At 40.3% G+C, this 22,660-nt stretch carries 23 protein-coding genes; 5 read left to right on the top strand and 18 right to left on the bottom strand.

The window, feature by feature from the left end; all coding sequences use genetic code 11:
• Positions 1–289: 289 nt before the first annotated feature.
• Positions 290–1,083, top strand: a protein-coding gene (locus GSQ19_RS04245; RefSeq protein WP_104009889.1) for an IS5-like element ISAva7 family transposase whose coding sequence is annotated in 2 segments (ribosomal slippage) — positions 290–629 and positions 629–1,083 — 795 coding nt in all. Because the reading frame shifts where the segments join, the coding sequence is not laid out codon by codon here.
• A 59-nt stretch (positions 1,084–1,142) separates the two neighbouring features.
• Here the strand turns inward: GSQ19_RS04245 and GSQ19_RS04240 are convergent.
• Positions 1,143–1,388, bottom strand: coding sequence for a HetP family heterocyst commitment protein (locus tag GSQ19_RS04240; RefSeq protein WP_011321548.1), 246 nt, complete (start codon positions 1,386–1,388; stop codon positions 1,143–1,145).
• Positions 1,389–1,533: 145 nt separating this feature from the next.
• Positions 1,534–3,720 (bottom strand): anthranilate synthase, encoded by a 2,187-nt coding sequence (locus GSQ19_RS04235; RefSeq protein ID WP_011321547.1) that lies wholly within the window; start codon positions 3,718–3,720, stop codon positions 1,534–1,536.
• 1,866 nt (positions 3,721–5,586) lie between these two features.
• Here GSQ19_RS04235 and GSQ19_RS04230 point away from each other — a divergent pair.
• Positions 5,587–6,453 carry a response regulator transcription factor gene (locus GSQ19_RS04230; protein WP_011321546.1) on the top strand — a complete coding sequence of 289 codons (867 nt, stop codon included), beginning with the start codon at positions 5,587–5,589 and terminating at the stop codon, positions 6,451–6,453.
• Here the strand turns inward: GSQ19_RS04230 and GSQ19_RS04225 are convergent.
• From GSQ19_RS04225 to GSQ19_RS04200, 6 genes are all read right to left on the bottom strand, one after another.
• Positions 6,450–6,767 (bottom strand): DUF3082 domain-containing protein, encoded by a 318-nt coding sequence (locus tag GSQ19_RS04225; protein ID WP_011321545.1) that lies wholly within the window; start codon positions 6,765–6,767, stop codon positions 6,450–6,452. The two genes, GSQ19_RS04230 and GSQ19_RS04225, sit on opposite strands and share 4 nt — an antisense overlap.
• Before the next feature lie 3 nt (positions 6,768–6,770).
• Positions 6,771–7,724, bottom strand: coding sequence for a 4-(cytidine 5'-diphospho)-2-C-methyl-D-erythritol kinase (ispE, locus tag GSQ19_RS04220; protein ID WP_011321544.1), 954 nt, complete (start codon positions 7,722–7,724; stop codon positions 6,771–6,773).
• 125 nt (positions 7,725–7,849) lie between these two features.
• Positions 7,850–8,665, bottom strand: coding sequence for a 16S rRNA (adenine(1518)-N(6)/adenine(1519)-N(6))-dimethyltransferase RsmA (gene rsmA / locus GSQ19_RS04215; RefSeq protein ID WP_011321543.1), 816 nt, complete (start codon positions 8,663–8,665; stop codon positions 7,850–7,852).
• 142 nt (positions 8,666–8,807) lie between these two features.
• The gene (locus tag GSQ19_RS04210; protein ID WP_153228337.1) at positions 8,808–8,948 is read right to left on the bottom strand and encodes a hypothetical protein; all 141 of its coding nucleotides are present in this window, start codon (positions 8,946–8,948) and stop codon (positions 8,808–8,810) included.
• Between the two features lie 565 nt (positions 8,949–9,513).
• Complete coding sequence (locus GSQ19_RS04205) at positions 9,514–12,429, bottom strand: PAS domain-containing protein (RefSeq protein ID WP_011321542.1); 2,916 nt, start codon at positions 12,427–12,429, stop codon at positions 9,514–9,516.
• 89 nt (positions 12,430–12,518) lie between these two features.
• Entirely contained in the window at positions 12,519–13,973 is a 1,455-nt protein-coding gene (locus tag GSQ19_RS04200; RefSeq protein ID WP_011321541.1) for a site-specific integrase, read from the bottom strand.
• A 212-nt stretch (positions 13,974–14,185) separates the two neighbouring features.
• On the opposite strand from GSQ19_RS04200, the gene GSQ19_RS04195 reads away from it, so the two are divergent.
• Positions 14,186–14,707 carry a GerMN domain-containing protein gene (locus GSQ19_RS04195; protein WP_011321540.1) on the top strand — a complete coding sequence of 174 codons (522 nt, stop codon included), beginning with the start codon at positions 14,186–14,188 and terminating at the stop codon, positions 14,705–14,707.
• On the opposite strand, the gene GSQ19_RS04190 is transcribed toward GSQ19_RS04195, so the two are convergent.
• The gene (locus GSQ19_RS04190; RefSeq protein WP_011321539.1) at positions 14,708–14,995 is read right to left on the bottom strand and encodes a CopG family transcriptional regulator; all 288 of its coding nucleotides are present in this window, start codon (positions 14,993–14,995) and stop codon (positions 14,708–14,710) included.
• A 35-nt stretch (positions 14,996–15,030) separates the two neighbouring features.
• Complete coding sequence (locus GSQ19_RS04185; protein ID WP_041457101.1) at positions 15,031–15,621, bottom strand: ParA family protein; 591 nt, start codon at positions 15,619–15,621, stop codon at positions 15,031–15,033.
• Positions 15,622–16,093: 472 nt separating this feature from the next.
• On the opposite strand from GSQ19_RS04185, the gene GSQ19_RS30610 reads away from it, so the two are divergent.
• Both GSQ19_RS30610 and GSQ19_RS04180 read left to right on the top strand, forming a co-directional pair.
• Positions 16,094–16,216, top strand: a complete 123-nt coding sequence (locus tag GSQ19_RS30610; protein ID WP_041456510.1) for a membrane protein — start codon at positions 16,094–16,096, stop codon at positions 16,214–16,216.
• 272 nt (positions 16,217–16,488) lie between these two features.
• The gene (locus GSQ19_RS04180; protein ID WP_011321537.1) at positions 16,489–18,156 is read left to right on the top strand and encodes an MBL fold metallo-hydrolase; all 1,668 of its coding nucleotides are present in this window, start codon (positions 16,489–16,491) and stop codon (positions 18,154–18,156) included.
• Between the two features lie 389 nt (positions 18,157–18,545).
• On the opposite strand, the gene GSQ19_RS04175 is transcribed toward GSQ19_RS04180, so the two are convergent.
• The 8 genes from GSQ19_RS04175 to GSQ19_RS29670 all read right to left on the bottom strand — a co-directional run bounded on the left by GSQ19_RS04175 (position 18,546) and on the right by GSQ19_RS29670 (position 22,657).
• A complete protein-coding gene (locus GSQ19_RS04175) occupies positions 18,546–18,857 on the bottom strand; it encodes a DUF6679 family protein (RefSeq protein ID WP_010997370.1) in 312 nt (103 codons plus the stop codon).
• Between the two features lie 215 nt (positions 18,858–19,072).
• Positions 19,073–19,231, bottom strand: coding sequence for a hypothetical protein (locus tag GSQ19_RS29675; protein WP_011321536.1), 159 nt, complete (start codon positions 19,229–19,231; stop codon positions 19,073–19,075).
• A gap of 143 nt (positions 19,232–19,374) precedes the next feature.
• Entirely contained in the window at positions 19,375–19,590 is a 216-nt protein-coding gene (locus tag GSQ19_RS04170) for a hypothetical protein (RefSeq protein ID WP_011321535.1), read from the bottom strand.
• Between the two features lie 303 nt (positions 19,591–19,893).
• Positions 19,894–20,685, bottom strand: coding sequence for a Nif3-like dinuclear metal center hexameric protein (locus GSQ19_RS04165; protein ID WP_011321534.1), 792 nt, complete (start codon positions 20,683–20,685; stop codon positions 19,894–19,896).
• Entirely contained in the window at positions 20,685–21,434 is a 750-nt protein-coding gene (locus GSQ19_RS04160; protein ID WP_011321533.1) for a hypothetical protein, read from the bottom strand. The genes GSQ19_RS04165 and GSQ19_RS04160 overlap by 1 nt, the downstream gene beginning before the upstream one ends.
• 297 nt (positions 21,435–21,731) lie before the next feature.
• Positions 21,732–22,145: a secondary thiamine-phosphate synthase enzyme YjbQ gene (locus GSQ19_RS04155; protein ID WP_011321532.1), complete on the bottom strand. Its 414-nt coding sequence runs from the start codon at positions 22,143–22,145 to the stop codon at positions 21,732–21,734.
• 30 nt (positions 22,146–22,175) lie between these two features.
• Positions 22,176–22,493 carry a hypothetical protein gene (locus GSQ19_RS04150; protein WP_011321531.1) on the bottom strand — a complete coding sequence of 106 codons (318 nt, stop codon included), beginning with the start codon at positions 22,491–22,493 and terminating at the stop codon, positions 22,176–22,178.
• Complete coding sequence (locus GSQ19_RS29670) at positions 22,490–22,657, bottom strand: hypothetical protein (RefSeq protein WP_197992819.1); 168 nt, start codon at positions 22,655–22,657, stop codon at positions 22,490–22,492. Before GSQ19_RS29670 ends, GSQ19_RS04150 begins: the two co-directional genes overlap by 4 nt.
• Positions 22,658–22,660 lie beyond the last annotated feature (3 nt).

Here is a 22,660-nt window from a genome sequence, read left to right as displayed (position 1 = left end):
TGCGTTCGCTTTTAGCGTCTCGTAGAGAGCGTCACAGAACTTTGTAAGAGAGGGGCCTTAAACCCTTTTATTTACGATATTTAAGAAAGGGTATAAGGTCATTATTCCCTATGTTCTTATACCCCATATTTACTAACAAGCTGTGAGTTGGTAGGGGGTTTTTCGTTACTCCCCTACAACAAGAATTCAAGTATTCAGAGGCTATTTATAAAGTAAATCTAAAAGTGAGTATAAAAGTAAGCTTGGAGGTATAGGATACATGAAATATAGTGTATTTACATAGCTACTCATGGGACGAAAGTCTTACCCCACAGACTTAACTGATATGGAGTGGGAAATTCTGGCTCCATTGATTCCACCAGCCAAAGAAGGAGGGCATCCACGCACAACGGATATGCGTGAGATATGCAATGCTATCTACTATCACTTGAAAACGGGATGCCAATGGAATATGCTTCCGGGGGACTTTCCACCCAGTTCAACTGTTTACAGTTACTACCGCAAATGGCAGCGCAAAGGAGTCTGGGAAAAATTAAACCATACACTGCGCGGACAAGTTCGCACAAAACTAGGCAAATCAACGCAACCCACAGCGATCGCCGCAGACAGTCAGTCGGTCAAAACTGACCAAAAAAAGGGGAAGTGTACGGTTTTGACGGGTGTAAAAAGGTAAAAGGAAGAAAGCGGCAGACTCTAGTTGATAGCCTGGGACTGTTGTTGAAAGTTGTTGTCAGTGAAGCCAATGCGCCGGAACGGGTACTTGCTGCCTACGCATTAATGGAACTTTTAGAGGAGCGTCCGGAATTACTGGAAAAAGTTCAAGTCATGTGGGTTGATTCCGGTTACGACGGCGATAAATTTGCTCTTTCAGTTTGGTTGATGATCCAAGCACATGTTGAAGTCATACGGCGTACTGAGCAAGAATTCCGGATTTTGCCCAAACGTTGGGTAGTCGAAAGAACATTTGGCTGGTTGAACCAATATCATCGTCTCAGTAAGGATTATGAGCATCTTCCAGAGATGAGCGAAGCAGCTATATATGCTGTAATGACTAGGATTATGCTACGTCGTCTTGTATCCTAAAGATTTACTTTATAAATAATCTCTCAGTATCATCTCAAACATATTTTCTGAGATTTGCTTCAAATCAATACCTCTTGAGTATCATTTCTGCTTTCTTGATTTTTACCACCCAGACAGTTGTTTTTAAGTAATCGAATATAAGTACGGTATGGGATGTAATCTATGGGGTTATAACCAGAGTATCGCAGCAGTAAAACGCAAGCCCAAGAATACTTTCCGGCAATTATTGATTTAATAATTTGGTCTACTTGTTCATTATTTATTTTTTTAACGTTCTGCGAATTGTAAATGTCTTCCTGATACATAACTTCCCCTGATGATTTTATTTGATGGTTTGAAAATTGGCAATTGGTGATTAGTAATTGGTAATTGGTGATGGAGAAGAGAATTCCATTTATTCCCAATTACCGTTCGGCTGACGCTCACAGCGAAGCCAATTACCCATTACCACTATGAGCAAATTGATGTTCCTAAAGTTTGGGTATATGTCTGCACCACATTTTTAATGATTGTCTGACCAACTTCTCCTGCTAGGGTCATGATTGACTCTGGGTGAAATTGGACGGCGGCTATAGGTAGTGTTTGATGTTCAATTGCCATAATTACATTGTCCTCAGAAATCGCTATGACTTTGAGTTCACTGGGTATAGTTTGGGGTTGGGCAAATAAGGAATGGTATCTACCCACAATGAAGGATGCTGGTAAATGTTGAAACAGCACAGAATCAGGTGCAGTCACTGAAATCCGTGCGGGTTTACCGTGTTGGGGATAATCAAGCACACCTAATTCTCCGCCAAAAGCCTCCACTATGCCTTGTAATCCCAGACAAACGCCAAAAATGGGGATTTCTCGACCTACCAAAGCTGCAACCGTTTGGGGAACGCGGAAGTCACTGGGTCTACCAGGGCCGGGAGATAACACCACTAAGTCTGGGCGTTCTGTATCAAAATATGATTCAGCAAAACCATGACGTAGGGTGGTGACGGTTGCGCCAGTGGTGCGGATGTAATTGGCTAATGTGTGAACAAATGAATCTTCGTAGTCGATGAGGAGGATACGTTTATTTTTGACGATATCCCCAGGGCGATGACTATCGCTTCCTTTGGTTTTATTCGCAGTGGTATGACGGCGAATGGTCTCAAATAATGCAGTCGCTTTAGTAATTGTTTCCTCTTCTTCGGCTGACGGAACGGAATCATAAAGGACTGTTGCACCAACTCGCACTTCGGCGATGGAGTCTTGTAAACGAATTGTCCGTAAGGTTAATCCGGTATTCAAGTTACCATTAAAGCCTAAATAACCAACTGCCCCCCCATACCAACGACGGGCGCTGCGTTCATGCTGTTCGATGAACTGCATGGCGGCTCGTTTGGGTGCGCCTGTGACTGTAACTGCCCAAGTATGGCTCAAGAAGGCATCTAAAGCGTCAAATTCCGGTCTGAGTATCCCTTCTACATGGTCTACTGTATGAATGAGGTGGCTGTACAGTTCAATCTGGCGACGACCAATCACCCTGACTGAACCGGGTTCACAAATCCGCGATTTATCGTTGCGGTCGACGTCAGTACACATGGTTAACTCGGCTTCATCTTTATGGGAGTTAAGCAGCTGACGAATTTGTACAGCGTCGCCTAAAGCATCTTCTCCCCGTCTAATAGTGCCACTAATGGGACAGGTTTCCACTCGCCTACCATCAACTCGCACAAACATTTCTGGTGATGCACCTATGAGATATTCCCCCCCCAAATTCAACAGAAATCCATAAGGACTAGGATTAATTTGCCTTAAGGTCTGGAATAGTTGACTGGGTGATTGTTCACAGGCGGTAAAAAAGTTTTGACTAGGAACTACTTCAAATAAGTCACCCCGGCGGAAGTAGTCGAGTGCTTGCTCAACTAGGTTGGCATATTCTCCTGGTTGATGGTCAGCAGTTTGGTTTGGTAGAAGACGTTTACCCTGGTAGTCGATGGACTGGCCTGTCCGTGGAAGATGCTCGGTGTTGCCATGTTCTGTGGCAAATTCATACTGGTGACGATATGCCTTTTGCAGATAGTAATCTACAACTATGAGTTCATCGGGTAGATACAGCACTAAATCCCGTTGGTCTGCGGGACGAGCAATTTTTTGGGGAATTGGTTCAAATTGAAATACTAAGTCGTAACCAAATGCACCATATAACCCTAAATGCTCATCTTCATCACTCGCAAAAATCTGGAGAATTTCGCGGATGACTGTAAAAGCTGACGGTTGTTTACTGCGTTGTTCTTCTGTGAATAACTGTTTTGTGGGTCGAATTTCACCTGTGATGTAGTCATGATTGAGGCTGATTTGTTGTAGTTGCGACTGGGCTGATAGATGCTGGAACAAGGTTGGTAGTAGCACCTGTCCGCGAGGATTGAGTGAAGAGATGGTAAATGCGTTTTCTCTTGTTGTCAGTTGTAATGGGGGATTGATAAATCCAATTGCCCATCTTTTGTATCGCCCTGGATATTCGTAACTACTGGTTAACAAACCTCCACGTACTTGATTTAGGTGAAAGAGAATTTCATCTAGTGCAGTGTCCATCTTCACCTCGGTTGTGCTGCGAGATACGCGCACGTTACCAAGGGTTGTGTAAGCAAGTGTATAGTAATTCATTGTCTTTTCTTTTCTGTGTGTTGGAGGGAGTATAGCGCGAACGGTTCGCCCTACTTTTGGCGATCGCTTATTGAGGGGTGTAACCCATCATTCAACAATCAAACCAATTTCACTATCTCCAAAAGAAGATTTTGACACTACAGCATAGGAAAAACAGCACAAAACATTTCCTACAGAAGCCTTTGCAAATGCTCAACCACAGATAAAAGTTGGACTTTTATACGGTCAGTTGTAGGCGATCGCTATTTTTGAAAATAGGGGTGAATTTAGCCAGTCAGCATTTTTATCTGCTTAATAAATATCTAGTTAAACCCGCCCCTAAAAATGAACCGTTTTGCAGAAGCAACTTCTTTGCTAAGATTACTCAATCTTTGGCAGTAGATATATGATCAATTTTTTGATAGACATATCTCTTTTTTCTTTATTTAAATTTACTGGCTTTTTTTAACTTTATTATCTAAAGGATGTGCGGCCGAATAAAATGATACCATTCAAACGCCAAATAAAAAATAAAATTTCTATCTTTTTGTAAATTTGCAATTACTTCTACTTACACACCCATAGAAATAAATCAGACTTATATAGGTTTTATATTCTCCTATAAAACAACTTATGTTGTGAGCATTATTATTTACCATAGAAATATTCAATGATTGACTTTGTAACAAATAATCTGAGACATAAAAATATATTGCTAATCGAAAAAGTTAAAGTTGATATATTCTTTTCCTTCTCAGCAAGATTTTTATACCTATCGATACTTGTAAGTCAACTATTTAATATTTAATACTCGATTAAAGAGATAAATTATACGATGTTCTCTCTCCAACAAAATTGCAGTAGATTGGAGAGGTTACATTTTTTTGAGAAGCCATGAGCAGCTTATTAGGATGGTATTAAGCTTACGTAGTAGTTGTCATACTTGTGGCTAGATAAGCCTATTTTGGCGCTTTAATGTATACCTAGCTACCAAATAACTTAATATTTTATACTTCTTTCGAGAGATAAGTGATAGCTACTCAGAGGGATGATGGGGAAGAAAGGTACTCCTTCTGACAGATGACCCGGACTGCTATTATGTAGTTAAATCCGATATAAATTAAAATAGTAAAAACTTCAGTTTAGGAGCTACAAATTTATTATCTAATAATAAATTATCTCCCGACTTACAATATTACTGCTTGTTTTTGACGACGATAAGCTATTAAAAAATGTTGTAGGTAATTTATAGTGATTGCAGTTTAATATTATCTTTCTAATCTCTTTAGAGAAAACAAGTGAATATATATGCTAATAATATCCCTATACAATATGAAACAAAATAATCAACAAAGACTCAATTAATTATTTTCTGACGCGCTATCTTCTTTGCTAATTGGGTTTATTTTTAATTTTGATTTTACCCAATACAAGAGTAGGATAATACATGATTTCCACGAAAATCATGGAATAATTAACTTATGAATGATCACAAGCTCAGCGAAAAAATTATATATTACTTACTTGAATAAACCAAGGAAAAATATTTCTTTTAATGAGTTGATATGAACAATATGAGAAAAGGCAAAGTTCTAGTGATTTATTGATTAAAAATCATCTAATTTTCATTTCAATAACTGTAAGTGCCTTCATATTAGAAGTCTGATTAGCAGGAGCCAATAAGAATATGAAACGTGGCGAAAATAATTTCTCTGAATTTGTATTTCAATTTTTCCTAGCAATAGAACTGGATTGGAGCCTTAAGCATCTTACGACTGTTTAGATGGTGGTTTTTACCTTTGGTTTAGGGAAGCACACCCAGTTTTTCTATATGGCTGATAGTTTCTATTGATAACTGAAATGACCACCAATCTTAGTGATGGAAACATGACAAACGAATCATCGAAAACAATTCTTGTTATTGAAGATGATAGCGATAGTCGCAATCTCTTTTTAGCGGTGCTTGAGGCTAGAGGTTTTGATGGTATAGCGGCTGAAAACGGTGCGTCTGGTATTCAACAGGCACAAAAATATTTACCAGATTTGATTATCTGCGATATTATGATGCCTGATATGGATGGTTACGATGTTTTAAATGTGCTGCGCCAAGACCCTTTGACAGCGATTATTCCCTTCATTTTTCTGACTGGAAACGATGATAAAGCCGGTCTTCGTAAGGGTATGGAGTTGGGAGCTGATGACTATATTACTAAGCCTTCTACTATAGAGGAAATACTCAAAGCGATCGCTATCCGTTTAGAAAAGCAAGCTATACTCAGGTATTGGTATGCGACTAAATCTCATCAACTAACAGAATCCCTAGCTGTAGACTCTGAAGCAATTTTTCCCTCTACTCCCCAGCTTCAGGAAGTTTTTGATTATATTGAAGCTCATTATCATCAAGGAATTACATTATCAAATGTGGCTGTTGCGGTTGGTTATTCACCCGCTTACTTAACCAGTAGAGTTGCTAGAGAAACGGGAGATACGGTGAACGGCTGGATTTTCAAACGGCGAATGGCCGCAGCGCGTCCTCTACTGAGAAATACGAATAAAACCATCGAACAGATTGCAACAGCGCTGGGTTATCAAAATGCTTGTCATTTCTCTCGCCAATTCCGCCAACATCACGGTTTACCTCCCAAAGCTTGGAGAAAACAACAACAATCGCTCCAGTCTGTTAGAAATCTGAAGCCACAGCTGATTGATGTTTGTCCTCAATCGGAAAAATGCTTATTGACTGGCCGGAGTTAATTATTTTTAGGTTTTATCAACTGCTGTACTAACAGTTGTACGGCTAATGCTAATAAACCAATCGTCACTATAGCAAATATCCCTGTTCCCAAGGCGACTATCCCAACTACCAAGGTACGCACAGCAGAAGTTAGGCTGATAACTAATTGGTTATCAGAGTGGATAGGTTTTTTGGCAAAAGTTGTAGCGATGGATATCATTAGTAAATACAAAGCATATCCCATTCCGCCAGAAATACCTGCTCCTGTTATACAGCGTAGCGGCGTAGGCGGAACTTGTCCTGATGTATCTGTTTGTTGAGTTTCGTTGTTCATAAGTTACTCATTACCCAAAACTTGAATCCCATGTGTAATCGTGCGAGTTACAAATAATTCTAAATCTTCGTCGGGAATTGTTTGTCTTACTTGCTGCTGAACTTGTTCTGCTTGTGCTTGATTTTCACATAAAGCAAATACTGAGGGGCCTGAACCAGACATCATGGTTCCGATAACACTTGGTTGAGATGCAAACAATTCTCTCAGTTGCAAAACTTGGGGATAGGAAGGTAATACTACTTTCTCTAAATCATTGTGCAGTTTTTGGGCGATCGCTACGGCATCTTTTTCTACAATAGCCTTAACTATACTACCTGAATGAACTGCGGCGGCGCGGGAAGCTAAGTCATTGGTATCTCTAAGATAAGTACTACCATATTCTTGACGATAGGTTTTATATGCCCAGGCGGTGGAAACTTCTAAGCTGCGATATTTGCCCAATACTATATATATATGATCCAAATTGGGCAAGGGCGAAAGTTGTTCTCCTCTACCGGTGGCGATGACTGTACCACCAGCGACACAAAATGGTACGTCGGAACCCAGAATAGATCCCAATTCTTCTAGTTCTGTTTGGGTTAGTCCCAAGTTCCAAAGTAAATCTATCCCGACTAACACAGCCGCGGCGTTGGTTGAACCTCCAGCCAAGCCAGCTGCTACAGGAATATGTTTGTGGACGGTAATATCTACACCCCCATATTTAGCGAAGGCTTCAGGAAATTTTGTCGCCATAAGTTCGGCGGCGCGATATACGAGATTACTTTTGTCTGTGGGAACTTGTGGGTGATTGCAATGAACGCGGATGGTTTCACTGCTGAGGGAGTGTATTTCAATCTCGTCGGCTAGGTCGATACTTTGCAATATCATCACTAGCTCATGATACCCATCTGGTCTGTCGCCGATGATTTCTAGATACAAGTTAATTTTGGCGGGAGCAATTAATTTGTAGGAACGCATGGGATGGGGACTGGGGATTGGGGATTGGGGATTGGGGACTGGGGATTGGGGATTGGGGATTGGGGACTGGGGATTGGGGACTGGGGATTGGGATTTGACTTTTATCTAAAATCCAAAATCTAAAATTACTCTACTCCCAATAAGTTGGCTAATTCTACCCATTGCTGAGTGCTGATGTCTTCAGCTCTGGCTTGGGGGTTTATGTTTAATTGTTCCAGTAATTGGCTCAGGCGATCGCGGTCTACTACTGATTGCAAATTATTGCGTAGCATTTTACGTTTCGCGCCGAATCCTAACTTTACCAAATTCTCTAGTCGTTTTGGATCACGAGCAGGAATCTGTATTTGTCGAGGACGCAATCTGACAACTGCGGAATCTACTTTTGGTGGTGGATGAAATGCACCCGCAGGGACATCACAAATAAATTCACAATCAGCTAAATATTGTACCCTGACCGATAATGCTCCAAAGGTTCTTGACCCAGCTTTAGCATATAACCTTTCGGCTACTTCTTTTTGAATGAGCAATACTATGGAGTCAAATGGTTCAGGGTTAGGGTTAGCAATTGTTCCCAATAGTTTTTCTATTATCGGCCCAGTAATGTTGTAGGGAATATTAGCAACTACTTTATTTGGCTTTTGAAATTTAGGAAATGTTAGTAAGTTTGCAACTAAATCTAGTGTGAGAAAATCTCCTTGTAATAATAGAAAATTTTCTTTTTGTCCTAGTTGTTTTACTAACAATTTACATAAATCGCGGTCAATTTCTACTGCTAGTAAAGCTTCTACCAATGGTAATAAACGCCGAGTCAGAATACCTGTACCGGGGCCGATTTCTAGGATGCGGTCATTTGTACTACACTCTGCTGCCTTGACAATTGCGTCGAGTGCCTTCTCACTTTTGAGCCAATGCTGAGCAAATACCCTGCGCGGTCGTACCATCAATTTTCCTTACTGTGTCTAGGTTTTGGCGTTTTACGAAAAATCTATTTCTTACTTTTTTCTTACTTTTTATTGTAAATTTTTAATGCAGTTATTCATATTTTTTACTAAAAGTGAACATTTTATGGTAACGAGGATACTGTCATAGCAGACGGATTAGGGCATAAAAACCATTGTCGTTGAAGATGGCGATCGCTTCCACATCATCTAGGGGACATAGCAAAAAGTTGAGCGTTAACCAAAACGAGAGTAAATAACTGACTGATATTGGGTTTCTTCGCATCAACCTAACCTGAGCAAATCAATTATTCCGCTATTGATTTCCGAATATCAAACCGGGTCGGATAAATTGGTTGATTACAAAACCGAAGACTTATCCTAGTCAATAATATCATCTATAACTGCATTTAAAATTTACTTATTTCCCTAGCTCATTTTTCACCAACTCAAAATAATCCCTTGTCTAAGCTTGTTGCAAAAATCCAGCAATTTTGGAAACAGGTAAATTCGTGAAAAATTAACTTGCTTGACAAGTAATATAAGAGCTACTTTCTAATTGCTTAATTACCGTTTAACCTAAATCTCATGGCTTGATTTTAAAGGATAAAGATACTGGCGTGATCTTATGGAAACAAATTGCGCGATCGCATTCATCACAGTTATCATTCAGTAGGGTGTGTCATTGAAATGAAGTCTAGTTACACTCAGAAATTATTCATACTGAGGCACCTTATACCATTTTGGATTTTAGATTGGGAACATCCAGAAAAATCCATAGAAGTATGAGCATCGCCTAGAAAGAAAATTATCTGGGAAATATATATTAAGGTGTTTATTATAATAATTGTTCACTGATGAATGGGAATCTCAATGATAAATTCTGCTCCTTGTCCAGGTGTCGAGTTGCAAGTTAATTTCCCATTGTGTCTATCCACAACAATTTGATAACTAATAGATAAACCTAAGCCAGTTCCCTTACCCACAGACTTAGTCGTGAAAAATGGGTCAAATAGTTTTGATAAGATTTCTTGAGGAATCCCTACACCGTTATCTGATATGGTAACTCGCACCCAGTTATTATTAAACATTTCGCTACGAATATAAATTGTAGGCTTAGCAACTGACAATTGACCATCAACTACTGGCTCCTCTAAAGCATCAATAGCATTACTGATAAGGTTCATAAATACCTGATTTAACTGACCAGGATAACAATCAATCAAAGGTAAATCACCATAACTTTTAACGACTAAAATTTCTGGATGGTCTGACTTAGCTTTTAGGCGATTTTGTAAAATCATGAGCGTACTATCGATACCTTCATGAATATCTACTTGCTTAAATTCAGCTTCATCAAGGCGGGAAAAATTGCGGAGTGATAAGACAATTTCTCGAATGCGTTGGGTTCCTATACGCATAGATTGCAGCAGCTTAACCAAATCTTCCTTGAGGAAATCAAACTCAATATCTATAATGAATTCCTGAATTTCTTCTGGCGGATAGGGAAAGTGGAGTCTATAAAGTTCTACTAGCTGTAACAAGTCTTGAGCATATTCACTGGCTGGAATCAAATTACCGTGAATAAAGTTAACTGGATTATTGATTTCATGGGCTACACCTGCAACCATATTCCCAATGGAAGACATTTTCTCACTATGGATAAGTTGAGTTTGGGTAAGTTGTAATTCACGCAGAGTGTTTTCTAAATTTTCGGCTTGCTGTCGCAATTGAATTTCATTTTGTTTGCGCTGTGTAATATCTAAAGTTGTCCCAACTAGACAATAAACTCTACCAGCACTATTTTTCAGGGGATTAATTTTAGTTAACCACCAAGTTTCTTGATTATGGAAAGTTAAACAATCTTCAAAAGAAATGCTAACACCAGCCTCCACACAGTTTTTGTATCGTTGACGGACTAAAGAACCTTCAACACTGCCAAAAATATCCTCAGGTGCTTTACCAATAGCATCATTTCGAGTAATTCCTGTATATCTTTCTGCTGTTGAGTTCCAACCGGTATAACAAAAATCTAAGTTTTCTAAAACATCAACCACAAAGATAATTTGATCAACACCCTCATAAATATTACGTAAAAATTGCTCTTGTTCTTGCAGTAATGCTTCTACTTTTCTACGTTCCTGAATATCACGAGTAACTGTTGCTAAACACAAAGGCTTACCAGTCTCCGAGCTTTTAACAGTAAATATATTAAAATCAACTGGTATTTCTTCATGAGTCTGATAGTTGCGGAAACGATATTCACCCTGCCATAAACCACGCTCATTTACCACCCGCATAATGTGTTTATCCATATATTCTTGATCTTCTGGGAAGAAAAAATCCATAATATGGAGATTCTTCAGAGCGTCTAAACCATCAAGACCAACTAACTTAAGTCCAGCTTCATTCAGAAATAATGGTTTTCCTGCTAAAGTCGCAAAACCAATAAAGTCACTGCTATTTTCAATCAGAGAGACAAACAATTGCCGTTCTTGTTCAGCTTGTTTGCGTTCTGTAATTTCCGTCGCTGTCACTACGAGTTGCGAAATTTGTGAATTGCTATCACCAAGGGGTGTAATATTGACGAACCACCAAGTTTCTTTATCGTTAACTAAGAAATTATCCTCGAAGACTAGGCTCTTTCGAGACTTGATACATTGTTGATAGCGTTGGCGATATAAATCGGCAATTTCAGGTGGCAGTGACTCTGCCGTTGTTTTACCAATAAAAGATGCAACTGGCAAGAGACTAATGCGGTGCATGGCAGGATTTATTTTAACGTAACGAAACTCTGCCTCATCATCCAAAACATCCAAGACACAGATACCGTAATCTACACCTTCCCATATACTTTGTAACAACTGTGCTTGCTGTTGCAATTGTTGGTCTGCTTGCTTGCGTTCACGAAGTACGGCTTGCTGTTCGCTTATATCTAATAGATAACCATACCAAGTGATTTCGCCTCCTGGCTGACGTTCCGGTCGGGAGACTCCTTGAACCCATTTTATCTGACCAGAAGAAGTGATAATACGCCACTCATATTCAAAGTTTTGCAGAGTTTTGGCAGAGTTAGCGATCGCCTCTTGCAGCCCTATCATATCCTCAGGATGAGTATTGGCAAAAATGAGCGAGGCATCATCCTGTAACTCTTGGGGACTGCGTTCTATCAGTTCTCGACACCCAGAAGAAACATAAGGGAAAGTCATGGTGCCATCAGGTTTCAGGCAAAATTCATAAAGCATCCCTGGCAGATTATCAGCTAGACGCTGCAACCGTGCTTCCGTATCTCTTAAACGTCTTTCACTATCGGCTAAAGCAATGTCTGATTGTTTGCGTGGGGTAATTACCTCAGAGACAACAGCTAAACCACCCACCTCACCTGATGGTTCATACCAAGGATTTATTTCCCATTTCACCCAATCAATAGTCCCATCCCGACGGATCAGAGTTTCCTCTTCAGATTTCTCCGTATTTCCCGCCAAACAACACTCGTATCTGTTCTGCCAACCCAAAGTGATTTCTGGACAAACATCATGATGAGAACGACCGACGATATTCTCATCAACTAAGTCATAGTCTTCTCGCCAGCGCCGACTAGCCAGCAAGTAGCGCATCTCACTGTCGAAAATAGCGATCGCCGCAGGTATATACTCAATCAATAACCCTAGTTGTAAAGTCTTTGCTACTACCTGGCGTAGTCCTATGAGTTCCTGTTGAAGAGAATCATAAGTATTTTTATCTATAGTCACGAGATTGTCAGTCATAGGTATACTACATTACCAGCGACAAATTTGAAGTTAACTTCAGTATCTATCTTGCCCAATCTCCATCCAGCAATATCAATCGGCTGTCTTTAACTCAGTAATTCACCCAATTGGTGTTGTACTAATAAACCCTTAAGCGTAGCATTTTCAGCTTTCAGCGCCAAGTTCTCAGCTTCTAATTCATGAATTCTTTCTTTCATCGCCTCTTTACTAGTGCCTTGTCTGTGAATCACCACCTCTTTATAAATCTCTAAATTAGTATCTTCATTCATCCATCTTTGATAACTTTTAGTATGTTCTTGTACTGTATGTCCCATATAATCTGCCATAGTCTTTATTGGCACCCGTAAACGATGACCTCGTATGGCATAAGCATGACGTAAATCATAAGGTCTAAAACCGATATCCGCACTTCTAAATTTGATATACAGTTTGGCAGTCTTATTATTTAACTTACCTTCGTTATAGGGAAGCCTAATATTCTTTAACTTGAATAAATCCACCCAATGAGGATGTAAAGGGGGAATTCCACAACTCCGTTCACCAGTTTTAGTCCCTTCCGTCAAACTAGGATTTAAACTTACTAAGTGAAAAGTATTTTTTGGCTCTAAAAAAGCTTCTATATCTACAGCAAATAATTCATGGGGTCTTAAGCCATAAGTAGCCAGCATTCCGTATGCCCATTGCCATTGTTCCGGCTGTGTAGTGTTCTCTTTACTCGTGTAGACTGATAGAGGCAGACCAATTTTGTTAAATCCTTGGATAATTTCTTCATCTGAGGGAACTTTGCGAATAGCCGGATGGGGTTTAGGAGTCGCATAGGCATAAATTGTTTTAAAATCATCAATTCCACAAAACTCGCAAAACTTCTTTAATTGCCATACCATAAAAAACCTCGCTGATGTATTCGGCTTGGTTTTTTCTAAAGCTATTGCTAATGCTTGAGCAGACATTGGTAAATCATGAGGCAGTTTTTTTAAATGCCTAATATAATGAGTTTCCCAAGTCCGAATTCCTCGTCTATTCTGCTCGTGAGTTTTCCAAAATTCACGCTCATATTCTTGAATTAATTCACCAATGAGTTTTCCAGAATTCTTCTGTGTTGGTAACTCTATCTTTTGTGCCTGTTTACCTAGTAACTCCGGTGTCCATTGGAATTGTTTTGTAATCAAAGATAAATCCAATTCTCGTGCTTTCAAAACAGCCATTTTCACCCCAGCATCATTAGCTGCAAAACCGCAAGAAATGGTATATTGTTTATTAGGACTACCCTGTTTCCCTACATCCCCAGGTTTACAAGGAAAAGTACCTTGTAAAGCGATACTTTTAGGGCTGCTAAGTTTCAATTTAATCTTGATTCTATCTAAACTTAAAGCCGCATTTGCCTGCTGTACGGAGTGTTTAATTCGCAGGTATTCCCGTTCTACCTTCGCCGATTCATCAGTTTGTTTAGCTTTCCATTGCTTCCATTTAGAGGGTTCCCACTGGTCAATTGGTGTACCATCCCACTCAGATGTACGTGGATCAAAAGTAATTGCAGGCATAAGCTACTCTTAAGCACTTTCTTGGTTTGAAGATAGCTAATAACAGTCAAGAAGTAAAGTTGAATTTATAGAAATATGCGAAAAATCATCATAGGAATAATGGGTGCTGGGGAAAGTGTAACCCTCAAGACTTATGAGAAGTTTATAGCAAATTTATACGGAATCCTTGATAGCCATACTGAAGTCAAGAGAAAGAGATTTAAAACAAGATTATGAAAATGTACAACAGGTGTCTTTTACCATTTATGATGGTGGCGATCGCTAGCCTCAGCAGTTGTAGTTCAAACCCCAGCAACACAACAAATACAATCTCCCCAAAACCTGCACCAAGCATGGCTCAACTGCGAGCCAAAACCAATAACACCGAACCTAAAGCCGTCTCTGGCAAAACAGTAAATGTTACTCTTTATACCAGTGATGTCCAATGTCAAGAATTTGTCCCACAAAAAGTTACCGTACCCGCCACCCAATCTGTAACTAACGCTGTGGGTAAAATCATCAAGGAACAAGATACCGCCGACTTTAGCCTATCGGGTTATCGTGTCAAAGTCAGGAAGGGCATTGCCACAGTTGACTTAAGACTCTCACCCCAATCCAAGCGACAATTCGTCTCACTTTCTAGCTGCGAACAATTTGCCCTATTTGGTAGCCTCCGTAAAACCTTAACTAGTAATCCCCAATGGAAGATTAAAGAAGTGCGCTTCACCGAACAAGGCGAAGATATTGTGCTTTAGTTATTGGTCATCAGTTATGAGTTCTTCCCCCTGCTTCTTCTCTAGCCACTGTTCAATAAGTTCCGTCACAATATCGCTCATTTGTCGTTCTTGAGAAGCTGCTGCTGCTTTAAGTTGGCGATGTACTTGCTTCGGTAAATAAATCGTTGTCCGGGTATAAGCCGGGTCAGTGCTTTTGCTTTGGGAAGTCGGTTTATTTGGTGTTGACTGTGGTTGGTCTCGCTGTTGACGGCTAAGGGCTGCATCAATTAAATCATCGAAACGGCTAGTTTTTTTCTGATTATTCAAGGCATTCCACTCAATTAAAAATTATAAATTACGAATCAGTCTAGTATTTCCTTTCCCACCCCGGCATAACATCGCCAAGCAATTTGAGCATAAGGGTCTTTAACAGCATTGACTGGAACCCCTTCTAAAGCAGCACGTTGGAACACCGCCAAGCGCCGAATCCCTGACTTGAATACAGGTAGTTCCGCATTTAAGAGAGTTGTTCTCGCTTCCTCCCCGGTTTTATTGGGATTGGGGGGAACAATAGTAAGTAAGATTTTATACTTTATTTTTATTTTATTCAGTAAATTAACTAGATTTAAGGTTGCAGCTAAAGCGATCGCATCTGGTGTTGTTGGTATCACCAATAAATCGCATCCTTTAGCCAAAGTTTTCAGTTCTTCTGTGTCTGGACGGGCTGGCGTATCAATCACTATATGCTCATAAAGCCCCGCCAAACTGACTGCCTGCTTCTCATCAGCCACCTTAAAAGGTAAAGAACCCCGATTTGACCAATCTAAAGCACTGCGGTTTAAATCACCATCTACCAATAGTGTGTCCGCCTTCATTTGCAAGTAAGTGGCTAAGTGCAACGCAGTCGTAGATTTACCGACACCGCCTTTGAACGCCGCTACCGTAATAATCATTTTTTCTACATAAAGAATACCTATCATCTTAACTGTACATCTAAACATCTAGACATTCGATTTAGTTTCTAACGTCTAGATTTTTGAACATTTAAAAATTTAGATGTTTCATTATTAAAATATCAGTAACCGTAAAATATAAGCACTTATATTTTGATTACTTTATTTTCATGTACAAAGTTTTCTCAGCAAATCGAGGGATAAAAGTATAAAATAACTTAAGCATTTACAAATATTAATCTACATATTTCCTACTTAGGAAACAACCCCTGCCACTTCCCATTCCCCACTTTGTAAAGGCATATTGCATAAATAGACAGGTAATACCAAAAAGCTCTACAATCTGACTGATTGCGGTAAATTTACCTATTGCCCAATCAACCCAAGCATAGTAAAGATTTTCTAGCGATTCCGCTAGACGGGAAAATCACGCTATTAATATAAGTAAGTCTTAGTTAGAGAGTGACAACCAATGGACGTGAAACTGATTTTAGTGGGTTTAACCGTAATATTTACTGTTTCGTGCCTATTCTTTGGGACGAAAAACGGGTTCTATGATTCAGATAACTATCATGGCAATGGTTCTGCCCATTAAAAGAAATCTGGTTGCTGACAGTAAGCGATCAGAATTTCGGTTCATTACAAATGCAAGAGGCAAATTCCCTGATTCCCCAGTTTAATGGCTCCTGGTTATCCAACTTTTACGAACCAGTACGCGTTCGCAAAAGGTGTCCATCCCAATCAAAAATCCACATTCTTCAGCTTTAGGGGCGCACTACCAAAACTACCCCCAAGCTACAAAACCAAAATCTTCGTGAATCTTGGTTTTTCGGATAGGTCAATGATGAGGTTGGAGGGGAGCAGAACATGAGGAATAATTTGTCCACATATTCCAATATTGAGACAGGGGAAGCAGCAACCGAACTAGAATGTTTTCCCTACAGTGTTCAGCACAATGATGAAGGTGTATGTTTATTAGTGCGGATGGGGCCGCATCGAATTCTGTTGGATTGTGGTTTAGCAGACATTTCTTCTATCCAAAAGAGTGTAACTCCATCAGCAAAGCGGGGTAATCCACCTTTACCAGCAGATTTAGTTTTAGTTACCCATGCCCACCCAGATCACGCTAGAGGTTTACTAGCACTGCATCAAGCTTTTCCTAATTTACCTATCTATGGTAGCGAGGTAACCAGCAAGTTGCTGCCTTTGAATTGGTTAGACCGCAACCCCCAGGAAATTCCCCAACTGTGTCACGCCTTACCGTTGCGATCGCCTGTAGAACTACAAGACGGGTTAGTTGCCGAAATCTTCCCCGCCGGACACTTACCAGGCGCAGTGGCAATTCTCCTCACATACACCACAGAACATCGCTCATACAAATTACTCTATACAGGGGATTTCTTTTTATCTAACTCTCGCTTAGTTGAAGGTTTGCGGTTAGAAGAACTGCGCGGTATAGACTTAAATGTGTTGATTATTGAAGGGACTTACGGCACATCCAGACACCCCCACCGCCGCAACCAAGAAAACCAACTAGCCGAGAGAATTAATCGCGCCATTAGCGATCGCTGTTCTGTTATCCTCCCCACCCCCGCTTTAGGCTTAGGACAAGAACTGTTGATGTTGCTGCGTTCTCATCACCACTTCACCGGCAGAGATTTAGATATTTGGGTGGATGGCGCTGTTGCTATTGGCTGTGATGCTTACTTGGAACTGCTACCACACCTACCAGCATCAGTCCAAAACTTCGCCCGCCATCAACCCTTATTTTGGGATGAGCGAGTGCGTCCCCGCGTGCGCCGCTTGCAACCAGAAAACCGCAGCATAGTAGGTAAATCGCCTTGTATTGTCCTAACAGATTCCACATCTGATTTAGAACAGTACTGTCAACCAGAAACCGGGCCTTGGCTCATCTTATTGCCAGAAAAAATTGATATAAAAGTTAATAAAAAATACTCAGCCCCCACCACAGTAGAAAGTTATCTCCTAGCTCAACACAGTGATGGGCCGGGAACTACCCAATTAATTCATAATTTACGTCCCCAGCACGTCGTTTTTGTTCACGGTTCCCCTGCCTACCTAGCAGATTTGACCTGTTTAGAAGAATTGCAGAACCGTTATCACATCCATTCACCGGCGGCTGAGACAATGGTAGAACTGCTTATCGGCGAAACATTTTTACAACCAGCCCCCCCAGAAACAAATTATGAAGGTGAACTGACAGAGTTAGGAACAGTCATCACCATCAGCATCCCCGAAGCCATTACCGCCGATCCCCGGTGGCGACAGTTCGCCGATACTGGTTTAATTGAAGCCCGTTGGCAGGGGGAAGAACTGGTATTACGGGGATTAACCCAAAGAGAACTCCTCAATCAAAATAGCGATCGCTACATCTCCCCCGAAATTAATTGCTGCGGCACTTGTCGCCATCAACGAGGACAACGCTGCTGGAACCCCTCCTCTCCCCTATACAACTTTAGAGTGACTCTAGAGGGTCACTGTCCCGCTTTTGAGCGATTAGCGAATGGTGAATAGGGGTATAGGGGTATAGGGGTATAAAAGGAATGTCGCGCTTGTAAACGTGAAACTCTTGCTGTGGCTGGGTATAGAGGTTAGGAGAAAAACTGTATTTATGAGGTATCTTGATTTAATTATTAGTTGTTTCCCCCACACCCCTAAACCCTTACACCCCTACACCCCTCTGTATATAAATAACGAATCCTGAGTAGGACGTATTACTCAGGATTCAGGATGTGGTCTGTGGTAAGTGGGGAGCGGGGAGAGGGATTGGATGTAGGTTGAAAAGGAGAAATCTTTTGGTAAGCCTCCCCCTTGCTCCCTGCTCCCGTTCGCGTAGCGTCCCGTAGGGAAGTTTGCCCGGAGGGAAACCCTCCTTGCAACTTCTCTTCCTGCCCCCTTACCTCTTACTCAGGATTAGAATCGGGATAATGGTTACGGATACGCTCGGCATCTGGGCAATCTTCAGTTGTGAGGGGTTCTATATTACCGCGTGGAACTGAAGCTAATTTTTGAGTAACAGCGCCGATGCTTTCAAGACGAACCATCTCTTCCCAAGAGCAAACTTCGTCTTCTTCGTCTGTTTCATAGCGTAGGGTCACTAAGTCTCCCTCTATATCGAGGATGCGGGCGCGCTCTATCCAGCGTTGCTGGTCCCGCAAGAATACACATACCTCCCGCCCGTCGCAACACAGTTGATAAATCTTGCGGTGTAGCATGTACTGCTTCTGCCTTTTTAAACAACGTAGTTAAACCTTGAAAAACCTGGGTTTTACCCCAATTAAATAACACCCTTAGGATTTGAGAAACCTGGTTCAGAATCAGTGTGTCTTCTGACCATGTCCAGATACTTACTGATAATTTTCAGTTCTGGGAGAATATGGATTCATAAACTTGTGGTTACTGCACCAAATTCTATCTCTTTCGGGGTGATTCAGCTAATGTTTGCTTCATAGAAATCAAACATTTCTGGTGTCTTCCTCACCAAGTGAATGGGTTCCGGTAAGTTCTTCCTACCATTATGTAATAATAAATACTCCAAAACAAGCGATGATTCCGGTTGTTTAATTTGCCTACTTGTAATCATTAGCATTGCTGGGAAGCCTGGGGATTCGGCTTGACGTTTACCCCTACGTATTTGATCTTAACTCATTCTCTGGCTGACCTTCATGGTTTTCAACAACAAAGCCTCAATAGTTATGAGTTGAAGATTTTTATCATGAGAATTTGGTAGTTTTAGGGAGATTTGAAGCGTGAGAGAGATTCTATAAGACGTTGCGAAGATGCTTCTCGTTTAATGGTTCCCGCATTAACGGCATCATACAAAGATGCTAGAGACGGCACATCTTCCGGCTGATAGCACCTAGTAGCCAGCACTTGATTGAGTAGACCCTCAGATTCAACACTGAGATAACCAGTTTGAAAAGCAGATTCAACAAGTGCGCGAATCATCTTGTTTAGGGTTGAGTAAGCATTTGGTCACCTCCAGTTTGGAATACTTTAGGCTTTACCTAATTGATATAAAACAGCAATTATTAGTGATCCTAGTCAGTATCGTCTGTGATCTGTATCACATCATGAAAAAACTAAGGTATATGTAAGAATTACGTTTTGACTCCGAAGAGTATTTCCTGAGAGAGTTACAGAAAGATACTATTAGTTAGACATTAAAATCTATTACGTAAATTAACTTAAATAGAAAACAAAAAAAACTACTAACCTATCATTAATATTTAATTACATATCGCCCTTGCTCTATTTCACGAAAAACTGGCGAAAATCCTCATCTTGGTTGCTCAATTGCACCCAATGTAGATTTAAAGACCGAAATTTTTCTACTAAGCGATCGCAAGCCGGGCGTTCAGTGGCATAGTGTCCAGCATCGATGAGAATTAAACCGCGATCGCGGCTTTCTTGAAACTGATGGAATTTGCAGTCAGAAGTTAGATAAGCTTCCGCACCGGTTTTGGCTACCGCCGAGATAAAACTCGCACCCGAACCACCCAACACAGCCACCCGTGAAATTATCTGCTGTAAATCCGCAGTGGGGGAAAAAATTAAATCAGGAGGAGCCAGGCGGGTTTGAATGACAGTTAATAACTCTTGTAAATTTAAGAACGGATCTAGCAAACCAACACGCCCATAACCTAATCCCCCTTGCGTCGGGACTATGGGAGCAACATCCTTGAGTCCCAAAATCTGTGCTAAAACATCGGCCGTACCATCTTCTACTTGGTCAAAATTGGTGTGCGCGCTGTAGATACCGATATTTTTGGTAAAAGCTAACCTTGCCATATCCGCGATCGCTTCACCACGACGGAGAGACTTGGGAGGGCTGAAAATCAAGGGATGATGGGCAAAAATCAGATTGGCTTGGAGTGCGATCGCTTCCTCCATTACCGCCAAAGTTGGTGTTAGGCAAACCAAAACTCTAGCTTCTTCATGCAGTATTCCAGGTTCAATTTGCCAGCCGCAGTTATCCCAACTTTCACACCAAGCCGGATTCGCCCAAGATTCAAACCAAGTAATTAAATCCGCAATTTTCATCAGTGTCTCTGTGGTTGAATATTTAATTTTAATGCTAATTGCTCACGCATCTCCTCAAAAGGCTGATTCCAGACAGGAGAAGCATTCCAACTCCATGCTGGGACTGGAATCAATTTGTCTTGGGCCAGATGAGTAAATAATCGATATTCATCTTCTGGTTCACGGGAGAAAGTAAAAGGATTACGAAAACCTGTTGCACACAACTTATAAGATTGGGAACGACCTTGATGAATACGTTGCCGCAATTCTTCACTTTTATCTAACAAGTAGTCAAGGAAAATCAAACTAAAAGGCTCTATTGTTACACGATTTTTTGGATCTTTTTGTACCCACCTTGCCCAATCAAATCCATATGTAAAATCATGGACATAGCGAAATCTAATTTCACTTTTGCCGCCAAATAGTTCTGTTAAAGATACCATCTTTTGTCCAAAAGTTTCTAGAAAATCAACAGCACCATCGTTTTCTAACAAAGCTAGTCTCAACATACTACTAACCATAAAATCAAAATCCCAGAAAATATTTCCTGGGAAATTCTTTAACTGAGCATAGACTATGATCTCTAACGTCTTAATTAAGGCATTAATTATTTGAGAATTTGTAGTTTCTTGCGTAATTTTTTGCCCCAATTCCACAAAGCTAGTTATCATTCTTTTTTGGGGATTCAAGGTTAATAAATCAACTGAAGCTTGGGTTAGTATTTCATCGAGTAATTGAAAATTATTAATCGGTGCTATGTGCTGCTGCATCGTTATTAAACTAGCTTAAATGGCTAGAAATAAATATTATTTTATATCTGTAATTACATGATGTGAAAATATATTAAATAAATTTAACTTATATATATATTGACAGATCCCTATAGCGTTTCCTAGTCTACTGGGGTGCAAATTTATCCGCGTACCCTGCGGGAAGACTTCTCTACGAGACGCTACCGCGAACGTCAATATCTGTGTCCATCTGCGTTTAATTATTGTTATTTGTACTTCACTAGGGTAAGAAAGGCTATAAGTCTTAAGAGCAGTTAGGGATCTGATCAATTCCGATTATTGCGAAATATGCACAACTAATTCTCTGACATGACTGCGCTGACGATGTTCCCAAATATATATTCCCTGCCAAGTTCCTAACACCAAATGACCACGATTTATCGGAATATTTTCAGAAGTGTGAGTCAAAGCCGTGCGGATATGTGCCGGCATATCATCAGCACCTTCAGCATCATGAATATATTTCCCTGATTCTGGCACAAGTTTAGCCATATAATTAGCTAAATCCACAAGTACATCTGGGTCGGCATTTTCTTGAATCACTAAACTGGCAGAAGTGTGGCGTAAAAATAAAGTACAAAGTCCAGTTTCTACACCTGATTCTGCAACTATAGATTCAATTTTGGCAGTAATATTGTAGAATGATTTCCCGTTAGTAGAAACTCTAAGAAGTTTTTGGTAGTGAGTCATTTGTAATGATATTTTCGGTGTAGATAACAGCTAAGAAAATTCTGAATCAGGTTGATTTGTATTTTTTGTTTCTATTTCTATAGACACAGAAGAATCCTTCAAAAATAAAGCAAGTAATATCACTGGTAAAGAAGCATTTACTAAAATAGTAAGTATTGATAAATTAGTAGATAATTTCGGCTCTCTTTGATTCACTTTCTTCTGGATGCCAGTAGAATCAAAGCGATTCCAAGGTAGAATAGGTTTGTTGGGTAAATTGTGAGCTAAAACTGTAATGTTAGCTAAGTCCGGTTCTGGGAGAAGCAATAGCTGCTGAGAAGATGTTATGGTTTCCTGGCTGTTATTCATAGTTTTTGCAATTCTGGGATAAGGTAAGCTGTTACTTGATGCAACAAGGCAATCACAGCAATTGTGGCAGTCACAAAAGCAGAATATGTCAAGGATTGAGCTATATCTTCTACTCGGTTCTGATTATTATTATAAGTCGTTCTCAAGTTAACTAACATTTGCATCTG

This window comes from Trichormus variabilis 0441 (assembly GCF_009856605.1).
GTDB classification, from domain to species: domain Bacteria; phylum Cyanobacteriota; class Cyanobacteriia; order Cyanobacteriales; family Nostocaceae; genus Trichormus; species Trichormus variabilis.
The sequence above is the reverse complement of the archived record's forward strand: the minus strand, read 5'-3'. Positions and strand labels throughout refer to the sequence as shown.

Excerpts from the sequence above, each read along its gene's own strand:
- GSQ19_RS04240 (WP_011321548.1), bottom strand. The coding sequence starts at position 1,388 with ATGTATCAGGAAGACATTTACAATTCGCAGAACGTTAAAAAAATAAAT.
- GSQ19_RS04235 (WP_011321547.1), bottom strand. The coding sequence starts at position 3,720 with ATGAATTACTATACACTTGCTTACACAACCCTTGGTAACGTGCGCGTA.
- GSQ19_RS04230 (WP_011321546.1), top strand. The coding sequence starts at position 5,587 with ATGACAAACGAATCATCGAAAACAATTCTTGTTATTGAAGATGATAGC.
- GSQ19_RS04225 (WP_011321545.1), bottom strand. The coding sequence starts at position 6,767 with ATGAACAACGAAACTCAACAAACAGATACATCAGGACAAGTTCCGCCT.
- ispE (WP_011321544.1), bottom strand. The coding sequence starts at position 7,724 with ATGCGTTCCTACAAATTAATTGCTCCCGCCAAAATTAACTTGTATCTA.
- rsmA (WP_011321543.1), bottom strand. The coding sequence starts at position 8,665 with ATGGTACGACCGCGCAGGGTATTTGCTCAGCATTGGCTCAAAAGTGAG.
- GSQ19_RS04210 (WP_153228337.1), bottom strand. The coding sequence starts at position 8,948 with ATGCGAAGAAACCCAATATCAGTCAGTTATTTACTCTCGTTTTGGTTA.
- GSQ19_RS04205 (WP_011321542.1), bottom strand. The coding sequence starts at position 12,429 with ATGACTGACAATCTCGTGACTATAGATAAAAATACTTATGATTCTCTT.
- GSQ19_RS04200 (WP_011321541.1), bottom strand. The coding sequence starts at position 13,973 with ATGCCTGCAATTACTTTTGATCCACGTACATCTGAGTGGGATGGTACA.
- GSQ19_RS04195 (WP_011321540.1), top strand. The coding sequence starts at position 14,186 with ATGAAAATGTACAACAGGTGTCTTTTACCATTTATGATGGTGGCGATC.
- GSQ19_RS04185 (WP_041457101.1), bottom strand. The coding sequence starts at position 15,621 with ATGATTATTACGGTAGCGGCGTTCAAAGGCGGTGTCGGTAAATCTACG.
- GSQ19_RS30610 (WP_041456510.1), top strand. The coding sequence starts at position 16,094 with ATGGACGTGAAACTGATTTTAGTGGGTTTAACCGTAATATTTACTGTT.
- GSQ19_RS04180 (WP_011321537.1), top strand. The coding sequence starts at position 16,489 with ATGAGGAATAATTTGTCCACATATTCCAATATTGAGACAGGGGAAGCA.
- GSQ19_RS04175 (WP_010997370.1), bottom strand. The coding sequence starts at position 18,857 with ATGCTACACCGCAAGATTTATCAACTGTGTTGCGACGGGCGGGAGGTA.
- GSQ19_RS29675 (WP_011321536.1), bottom strand. The coding sequence starts at position 19,231 with ATGCTAATGATTACAAGTAGGCAAATTAAACAACCGGAATCATCGCTT.
- GSQ19_RS04170 (WP_011321535.1), bottom strand. The coding sequence starts at position 19,590 with ATGATTCGCGCACTTGTTGAATCTGCTTTTCAAACTGGTTATCTCAGT.
- GSQ19_RS04165 (WP_011321534.1), bottom strand. The coding sequence starts at position 20,685 with ATGAAAATTGCGGATTTAATTACTTGGTTTGAATCTTGGGCGAATCCG.
- GSQ19_RS04160 (WP_011321533.1), bottom strand. The coding sequence starts at position 21,434 with ATGCAGCAGCACATAGCACCGATTAATAATTTTCAATTACTCGATGAA.
- GSQ19_RS04155 (WP_011321532.1), bottom strand. The coding sequence starts at position 22,145 with ATGACTCACTACCAAAAACTTCTTAGAGTTTCTACTAACGGGAAATCA.
- GSQ19_RS04150 (WP_011321531.1), bottom strand. The coding sequence starts at position 22,493 with ATGAATAACAGCCAGGAAACCATAACATCTTCTCAGCAGCTATTGCTT.
- GSQ19_RS29670 (WP_197992819.1), bottom strand. The coding sequence starts at position 22,657 with ATGCAAATGTTAGTTAACTTGAGAACGACTTATAATAATAATCAGAAC.